The sequence below is a fragment of the Dolichospermum circinale AWQC310F genome (assembly GCF_000426925.1).
Taxonomy (GTDB): domain Bacteria; phylum Cyanobacteriota; class Cyanobacteriia; order Cyanobacteriales; family Nostocaceae; genus Dolichospermum; species Dolichospermum circinale.
Window position 1 is genome coordinate 76,577 of record NZ_KE384663.1, and the last position, 7,562, is coordinate 84,138.

Sequence of the window (7,562 nt, forward strand, 5' to 3'; positions counted from 1 at the left end):
GGATTTTCTTTATCCAAAATCTGATTTCTGGTTTTGCTAGTCTACAAACAGCAGCTAACATGAGTGTAGAAACCGGAGGAGTTGCTTATTGGGCGCACCTTGGTGGTTTTATTGTGGGCATGATTTTTGCTTTTTGGCATAGGGAATAGTAACATATTAGTAGGGTAGGTAAAATCTCTCTAACTCTTATTATTCGCGCCTTTACGTGAGACAAATTGATGTTTTCTATTCCCGAATAGCACTACTAACCAAAATGACCGTACTGTTAACACCTGAAGCTATGGCTTCAGGAATATTACCTTGAATTGCTTGTTGTAATAATCCCTCACGGGAAGCGCCTAAAATCACAATATCAAAATCTTCAGCCTTGACTAACTCAATGACTCCAGCCGCCACAGAGTTAGCTTGTAAAGATGCGGCAACAACGGTACTATGTAAATTGCGGTGACGCATTAATTGACGGGTAGATTCTTCTAAAACCGTCATATCTGGTGCAAATTCTCCAGGTTTGACGACTTGAGTCAAACGAATTTCTGTTTTATTTCCCAATGTGACTAAAGATGGTAATAATTTAATAGCTATGGGTGCATTTGGTCCCCCGGCCATGGGAATTAACCACCGTTTTAATTGTTGGAGAGAATGAAAATTACTACCTAATTTTACTAAAACAACATCACAATTAGCTTGACGAATAATGGTATCTACCACATTACCAAAAATCCGTCCTGGGGTGGATGTATTTCCTTTCCAACCCATGAAAATTAAATCTATATGTCTTTCCTTGGTAGTTTCTAAAATTGCTTGGGCGACATCATGGGCGACACGAATTTGGGTATGAATGGGAATATGCTGTTTTTTGGCTAAACTTTCTGCTTGTCGGAGTAAGCGACGACTTTTTGTAGTGTTTACCGTGGTTTCTGCTGGGGAAATGTGACGAGATACCAAAATGATTTGTAAACATTCTATTTCATAATGGCGATCGCGGGCAATAGTCGCAGCCATTTCTAATAAAGTGACGGCGGTTTCTGGGTTAGCAATGGTTACTAATAATCTACCTCTGCCAATACTGGGGGATCTTGTTTGGTAAACTAAATAAGAAGGTTCTACTATAGGACTTCTCACTCCATTTTCCCCATTTAAATGTTCTGCTTCTGCACGAATAATATCAGCACGGGTAATAATCCCAATTAATTTTTTTCCCTCTACTACAGGTAAACGACTAATTTTATATCTATCTAATAAATAGAGAACATGACTGAGGCTATTTGTGGGTGTGACTGTCACTGGTTGAGGTGTCATAATCTCTTTTAAAAGAGTCTCATTTGGTAGGAGATGATTACGGATTTTCTGTAAATCTGTTTGGGAAACTAATCCTACTAATTTATTATTTTCTACCACAGGAAATCCCCGATGATGAGAACGAGAAAAAGCTTTAATCACCTCATCTTTTGTCATGTCTGCTTCTAAGGTTTCGACTATCCGCTGCATGACATCCTGGGCTGTTAATTGTGTTAATATACCTTCATTTACATTATCTTTATTAATAACAATGCCATTTAATTTTAACAGTTTATCATAAAGTGAACCGGGAAAAACTTTATCAGAAACTAAATAAGATGTTACAGATACCACCATTAAAGGTAATACTAAATTAAAATCTGTGGTCATTTCAAAAACAATGACAATTGCGGTTATGGGGACTTTGGAAACAGCACTAAAAAATCCCCCCATTCCTGCTAATGCGTAGGTGGTAGGTGAACCAATGCCAAATATTTGCAATTCACAGACACCAATAATATGCCCTAAACAAGAACCTAAAATTAAACTGGGGGCAAATATTCCTCCGGGCGCGCCTGAACCAAAGGCAATTAATGTTAAGATAAATTGGGCGATAAAGGCAATTCCTGCTACGGGAATATTTGCTTCACCAGTGATCATAAACTCTCGCAAACCTGTATTATCTCGAAAATGTTCAGGAAGTAAAGCAATAATCAAACCAGAAGCGAAACCAGCTAAAGCCACTCGTAAAGGTAAACTAATATGTAAACGGCGATAAATTTGAATACTAAAAATTAATCCCTTACTAAATAAAGCTGCTAATAAACCGATGAAAATTCCCAAAATTAATAAAATAGGAATTTCTAATAGGGAAAAAGTGCTAGAATGGTCAATTAGTTTTAAGTCTAATTGCAAACTACCGCCACCCAACCACCGGGAAATTACACCTCCAATAAAGGAAGCAATAATAGCCGTTCCTAAGGTTAAACCAGATAAATCCTGTAATAACTCTTCAATAATAAATAATACCCCTGCTAAAGGTGCATTAAAAGCCGCCGCTAACCCCGCCCCAGCACCCGCTGCTATCATTTGTCTACGGTGGTCTGGGGAGGTGGGAACTAAACGACTCATTCCGGCTGCTAAACCTGCACCCACTTGGACTGTAGGACCTTGTCTTCCCAAGGTTAAGCCCGAACCCAAGGAAATCATGGCGCTAATTAACTTGACAAAAGCTACTCTCCATGATAATGTAATTGGTACATTGGCTAAACCTGCCTTAACTTGGGGAATGCCGCTACCAGATGCCTCCGGCGCTAACCTTTGCACTAACCAACCGGAGAGAAAACCCAAACTAATACCAATAACTGGTAGAGTGATCAATGGTGGTAATATGTGAGTTGTATGTACCCTCCATGTTCCCAACCACCCTGAACCCTGTTTGAGTAATACCGCAGATAAAGCAGCCACTATCCCAATTATACAAGCTTCGGCCATCGCTAAACCCTTTCTAGGTTGCCAAAAGTTCCGAAAATACTGCGTTAGCAATGCCAGGGAAATCATAGATTTTAAGTTTAAATTTTAATTAACGCTTCCTTGAATTTTATGGCTAACGCCACGCTTCGCTATCAGCCCTATCAAAATAGATTTGTGGCTTTTCAATTAAAGCTAAATCTATCAATTGGGCTAATTTTTTGGGGATATTGCAATTACGTTGAAGAATAGGTACAGGATCATTTTCTAACACATCTATAAAAGGATCTTTTGTAAAGTTGCGGGGAAAATATCCTGTTAACATATTATACAAACAAGCTGCACTCGCCCAAACATCTACATCAGGTTGAGATTCTTTAAATTTAAGCACTTGTTGACGAGGAATAAAACCGGGTGTTCCTCCGATCATTTTTGTGAAAGTTTGTCCACTTAAACCAGCTAAATCGAAGGATTTGGCTAAACCATAATCACCGATTTTTGCTGTTAATTTACCATTAATATTAGAGAGAAAAATATTACTTGGTTTTAAATCACGGTGAACTAAACCTTTACCTTTACCAAAACTACCATTAGCTAATTTAACATAAGGAATTTCGGCATTGTGAGTATATGTTAAACCGTCTAAAACTTCGACGATAATTCCCATAGCCATATCTACAGGTAATTTTCCTCCTAATTGCTGCATTAAATCATAAACATTGCCACCTTCGTAATATTCCATAACTAGGAAAAATAGGTTTTCTGCATAACCATAATCTAATAATTCCACCACATGGGGATGTTTTAAAGCTTTCATATTTTCGATTTCCCGGAGAAACATTTGCACACACTTATCATCTCCAGCAACCGCAGGTAACATCACTTTTAACGCCACAAATTTACCAGTTTGGGAATGTTGCGCTAAATAAACTTCTCCAAAACCACCTTTAGCGATAGATTTTATTATTTGATAATTGAGTAATGCTTTTAAATTTCTTTCTCCACTTATCGCTAATTTGATTAATTTTTGAATGACATCAAAAAGCCTTGTTTTCGCTTTTGGTTCTGGGGTGACAAAATGTGGAGTTTGATGATTTGGTTGTTGGACTTGAGGATTTGGATTAATTGGTTGTTGAATTTTAATATTAACTCGCAAGACGGTATCACCTAAATTAATTTCATCACCATCTTGTAAATCGTATTCAGGAAAGTTTAATTTAGCAGCTTCTTCGGCATTTTGGTGAGATTGTCTACCACCAATTTTTGTATTATTAATATAAGTCCCGTTTAAACTTCCTAAATCTCTAATTCTGATTTCTGGAGGATTAATATCTAATAAACAATGATAGCGAGAAACCCGTTTATCAAATTCATCGGGTATTGATAAATAACAATCATCATTTCTACCAATTAAACAAGTTGTGCGACTGTCGAATATATATTGTTTTCCTGATAATTTCCCTGTGGTAATTGTTAGGGTAATGGTAGATTGCATATTGGATATTTTTTTATAGAGATATCTTATTTTACATAGGTTGGGGATTTTTGGCGAGGAGGTTGGATAAAAAACGGGAAAATTATTAAAAATACTCTTGACAAGTTTCCAAGTTTCGGTTATCGTTTAAGTATAGTGGGAATCTGTGCGCCCATATATATAGGGCTTTGTTTACCCAAAAATATTTTTCTATGTAATGTTTCTGCTGTTATATAACTTTCACCGCAATGAAGACAACTAATAATAGGTAGATTTTCAATTATTAGTAATTCTTCTCCTTTCCCATAAGTTCTGGTAACGTTGCGGATATGTACACCTTCGCTATTACAAATGTCGCATTTCATATTTCTGTTACCTAATTTTAAACTTGATTATAGTTAATACCAGTCCACAATTGTCATTCCTGAAACTCTGGAAAATTCATCCACATTGTGAGTAACTAGAGTTGCTTGTAATGTTACAGCTATTCCAGCAATTAAAACATCCATTGGACCTATAGGAGTTCCTTTTTGTTCTAAGTCAGCGCGAATTTTAGCAGCAGCAAAAGCAGCATCTCTATCAAAATCAACTAAATTAATGCGGTTTAAAAGTTGTTGCAGTTGTTGGGTGCGTTTTGCGGGTGAATTTGATTTAGCAATTCCTACTTGTAATTCAAAGAGAACAATTGTAGGAATTAAAATTTCTTGGTTTGGTATTTTAGCGAAATTTGCAGCAACTTGTCCCTGACCTTTAAAATAGTAAATTAAAGTGTTGGTATCTAAAACATACATTTTAGAAACTCTCCCTTAAAACATCTTCTCCTGTACTGCTGCGAATTTCTTCTAAACTGGGAAAATCATCTTTCCAAGTTCCAGCTAGTGAATAAACTAATTCTTCCCAAGAGAGATTTTGAGAGTTATTGATATTTTGATTAGTGTTGAGGTGTTTATTACGGATAAATTCTGCAAAGTTGAGAATTTCTTCAGCTTGTGCTGGGGGTAGGGTTTTTACAAGTGCGTAAATTTGGTCAGCTATTGTCATAATTTTTTGTCTGAGTTATTCGGGATATTGATTTTATCTGTGATGTACTAATATTTTAATTTGTCAGAATCAGGATGTCCAGGATTTGAGGATTTTCAGGATGTTATTGGATGATTTTTGGTGGGAACTTGGGGATTTTTCAGGATGTTTTTGAATGATTGTTTTTGAATAATTTAAACCATCTATAAATTACCATCCTGTTAATCCTTTAATCCTAGTTATCCTGATTTGTGACAAATGCAAATTTCATCACCAAACAAACCATCTATAAATTACCATCCTGTACATCCTTTAATCCCGGTTATCCTGATTTGTGACAAATGCAACTTTCATCACCAAACAAACCATCTATAAATTACCATCCTGTACATCCTTTAATCCTGGTTATTATCTCGACTTACTTCGACAAGCTCAGTACAAGTCGCTCGATAACCACCTGATTTGTGACAATTAACGCATTCCTAACACATTCTACGCACTCAAACTTACAACATCTATAAAACGTGCAACTGCAAGATTTTTGCGGTTGAGTTTAATTTGTTCAATTTTATGTAATGTTTCTGCTGTCATGTAACTTTCACCGCAATGAGGACAACTAATAATAGGTAGATTTTCAATTATTAGTAATTCTTCTCCTTTCCCATAAGTTCTGGTAATGTTGCGGATATGTACACCTTCGCTATTACAAATGTCGCATTTCATATTTCTGTTACCTGATTTTAAACTGTATATACTGTAATGATAACTAATTTTCCGCTCAGACTGAGTTTAGTGATAATTTCAATTTCTACACCATCGGTGGTTACTCCTCTAATGCGATATTTTGATTCTGCGGTAATTCTGTCTTTTTGACGTTCTATAATTTCACCATTCAGGATACTTTGTTCGATGTCATATATTGTTAAGTTATCATCGTTCATTTCTTCTTCTGCATGAAGTGTCATTACATATTGAAGTGATGTAATTTTTTCTCTTATTCTTTGTAATATTTCATCAAACATGACATGATTTATGTTGGTTTTCAGGATAGGTAATGTATAGTATCACAATCCTGTACATCCTTTAATCCTGGCTATCCTGATTCAGACTTAATAATTTTCTGTAACCTTTACAGGTTACACTTTACAAGTCTCGACAGGAGAGAAGAGACTAACACCGACTTTCCCACTTTACTCAATAATTTATTTTATTATGTTTTTTAAAATCTCCTTCAATAATAATGGTGCGTTACGTCGCGTATTTAATTGATTTGTATATTTTATAATCTTTTCACGCTCCTAACGCACCCTACAAACTACGCCCTTCGGGAAGTCAAAAGTCAAAAGTCAAAAGTCAAAAGTCAAAAATTAATTATACTTAATTAAAAGTTGGAGATTTTGATGATCATGAATTATACACCAATAAATGAAAGAACTTTTGAATTTGCTGTAAGAATTACAAAATTGTGTTCTTACCTAGATAAACAACCTGGTACACCAAGATTATTAGCTGCTCAATTATTTAGATCAGGTACATCTATTGGTGCTAATATGGAAGAATCTCGTAGTGCTGAAAGTGATAAGGATTTTGTTAGTAAACAATCAATAGCACTCAAGGAAGCAAGGGAAACAAAGTATTGGTTAAGGTTGTTAGTTAAATCGGAAATTGTTCCTAATGAAAAAGTAGCAGATTTGGTTGATGAATGTGAACAGTTGATGAGAATTATTGCTAAATCAATTGTCACCACAAAAGAAAAGATGAAAAATAATTAATGTCTTATTTTTGACTTTTGACTTTTGACTTTTGACTTCCCGTTAGGGCGTGTTACAGTCTACAAGTCTCGACGCGAGAGAAGAACCATCGGCGTACGGCCAGAGAAGAACCTCCTAGGCGCTCAGGCGCCCTATCTATCCCCGGAAGATGGCCTTCTGGTGCTTTCTTGTCAAAAGTAATATCTTTGTAGTACAACCAGTCGCCTCCTTTTCTCCATCCTACCTTGTCCCCGAACTGTCTCCAAATTTCGCTGTTATATTCTCTCGTTCCACCGAAACCTTGATAAATCCGTTTCTGCACAGAAAAACCAAACTTACCATCACTGTATTTTACCCACAACTTATCAATAATACTCAGGTCTTCACAGGGGAAATTATCAATACTTTTATCATTTAACCAATCTTCCTTTTCCCGTTTCGCAACTGCTAACATTACCCGTCTTGTTTCCTCGTCTGCTTCCTTCCATTTCCCTTGTGCGAGGTAGTCACGCAGTTTGCTGTAGTCCATTCCACAGGATGATTTTAGTTCCCCCTCCTCCCTTGCGGGG

10 protein-coding genes are annotated in these 7,562 nt (G+C 36.3%); 2 read left to right on the forward strand and 8 right to left on the reverse strand.

Translation table 11 applies throughout. The annotated features are described in order from the left end of the window. On the forward strand, window positions 1-149 hold a 149-nt coding region (locus tag ACIR310F_RS26505; protein WP_231387359.1), incomplete at its 5' end, for a rhomboid family intramembrane serine protease. A gap of 76 nt (window positions 150-225) precedes the next feature. On the opposite strand, the gene ACIR310F_RS0100800 is transcribed toward ACIR310F_RS26505, so the two are convergent. The 7 genes from ACIR310F_RS0100800 to ACIR310F_RS0100825 all read right to left on the reverse strand — a co-directional run bounded on the left by ACIR310F_RS0100800 (window position 226) and on the right by ACIR310F_RS0100825 (window position 6,207). Continuing rightward, complete coding sequence (locus tag ACIR310F_RS0100800; protein ID WP_035367388.1) at window positions 226-2,838, reverse strand: chloride channel protein; 2,613 nt, start codon at window positions 2,836-2,838, stop codon at window positions 226-228. Between the two features lie 46 nt (window positions 2,839-2,884). Then, a complete protein-coding gene (locus ACIR310F_RS0100805; protein ID WP_028082179.1) occupies window positions 2,885-4,243 on the reverse strand; it encodes a protein kinase domain-containing protein in 1,359 nt (452 codons plus the stop codon). A 119-nt stretch (window positions 4,244-4,362) separates the two neighbouring features. After that, window positions 4,363-4,587 carry a YgiT-type zinc finger protein gene (locus ACIR310F_RS23940; protein ID WP_071604771.1) on the reverse strand — a complete coding sequence of 75 codons (225 nt, stop codon included), beginning with the start codon at window positions 4,585-4,587 and terminating at the stop codon, window positions 4,363-4,365. A gap of 33 nt (window positions 4,588-4,620) precedes the next feature. Continuing rightward, the gene (locus ACIR310F_RS0100810; protein ID WP_028082180.1) at window positions 4,621-5,013 is read right to left on the reverse strand and encodes a type II toxin-antitoxin system VapC family toxin; all 393 of its coding nucleotides are present in this window, start codon (window positions 5,011-5,013) and stop codon (window positions 4,621-4,623) included. A 1-nt stretch (window position 5,014) separates the two neighbouring features. Next, complete coding sequence (locus tag ACIR310F_RS0100815; protein ID WP_028082181.1) at window positions 5,015-5,263, reverse strand: DUF2281 domain-containing protein; 249 nt, start codon at window positions 5,261-5,263, stop codon at window positions 5,015-5,017. 471 nt (window positions 5,264-5,734) lie between these two features. Further along, window positions 5,735-5,965 (reverse strand): type II toxin-antitoxin system MqsA family antitoxin, encoded by a 231-nt coding sequence (locus ACIR310F_RS0100820; protein ID WP_027403867.1) that lies wholly within the window; start codon window positions 5,963-5,965, stop codon window positions 5,735-5,737. A gap of 17 nt (window positions 5,966-5,982) precedes the next feature. Next, window positions 5,983-6,207 (reverse strand): DUF4258 domain-containing protein, encoded by a 225-nt coding sequence (locus ACIR310F_RS0100825; RefSeq protein WP_196803142.1) that lies wholly within the window; start codon window positions 6,205-6,207, stop codon window positions 5,983-5,985. A gap of 441 nt (window positions 6,208-6,648) precedes the next feature. Between ACIR310F_RS0100825 and ACIR310F_RS0100830 the strand changes: the two genes are divergently transcribed. Next, window positions 6,649-7,014 carry a four helix bundle protein gene (locus ACIR310F_RS0100830; protein ID WP_081677538.1) on the forward strand — a complete coding sequence of 122 codons (366 nt, stop codon included), beginning with the start codon at window positions 6,649-6,651 and terminating at the stop codon, window positions 7,012-7,014. A 52-nt stretch (window positions 7,015-7,066) separates the two neighbouring features. Here ACIR310F_RS0100830 and ACIR310F_RS0100835 read toward each other — a convergent pair. Continuing rightward, window positions 7,067-7,562: GUN4 domain-containing protein (locus ACIR310F_RS0100835; protein ID WP_028082184.1), on the reverse strand; the 496-nt coding region annotated here is incomplete at its 5' end.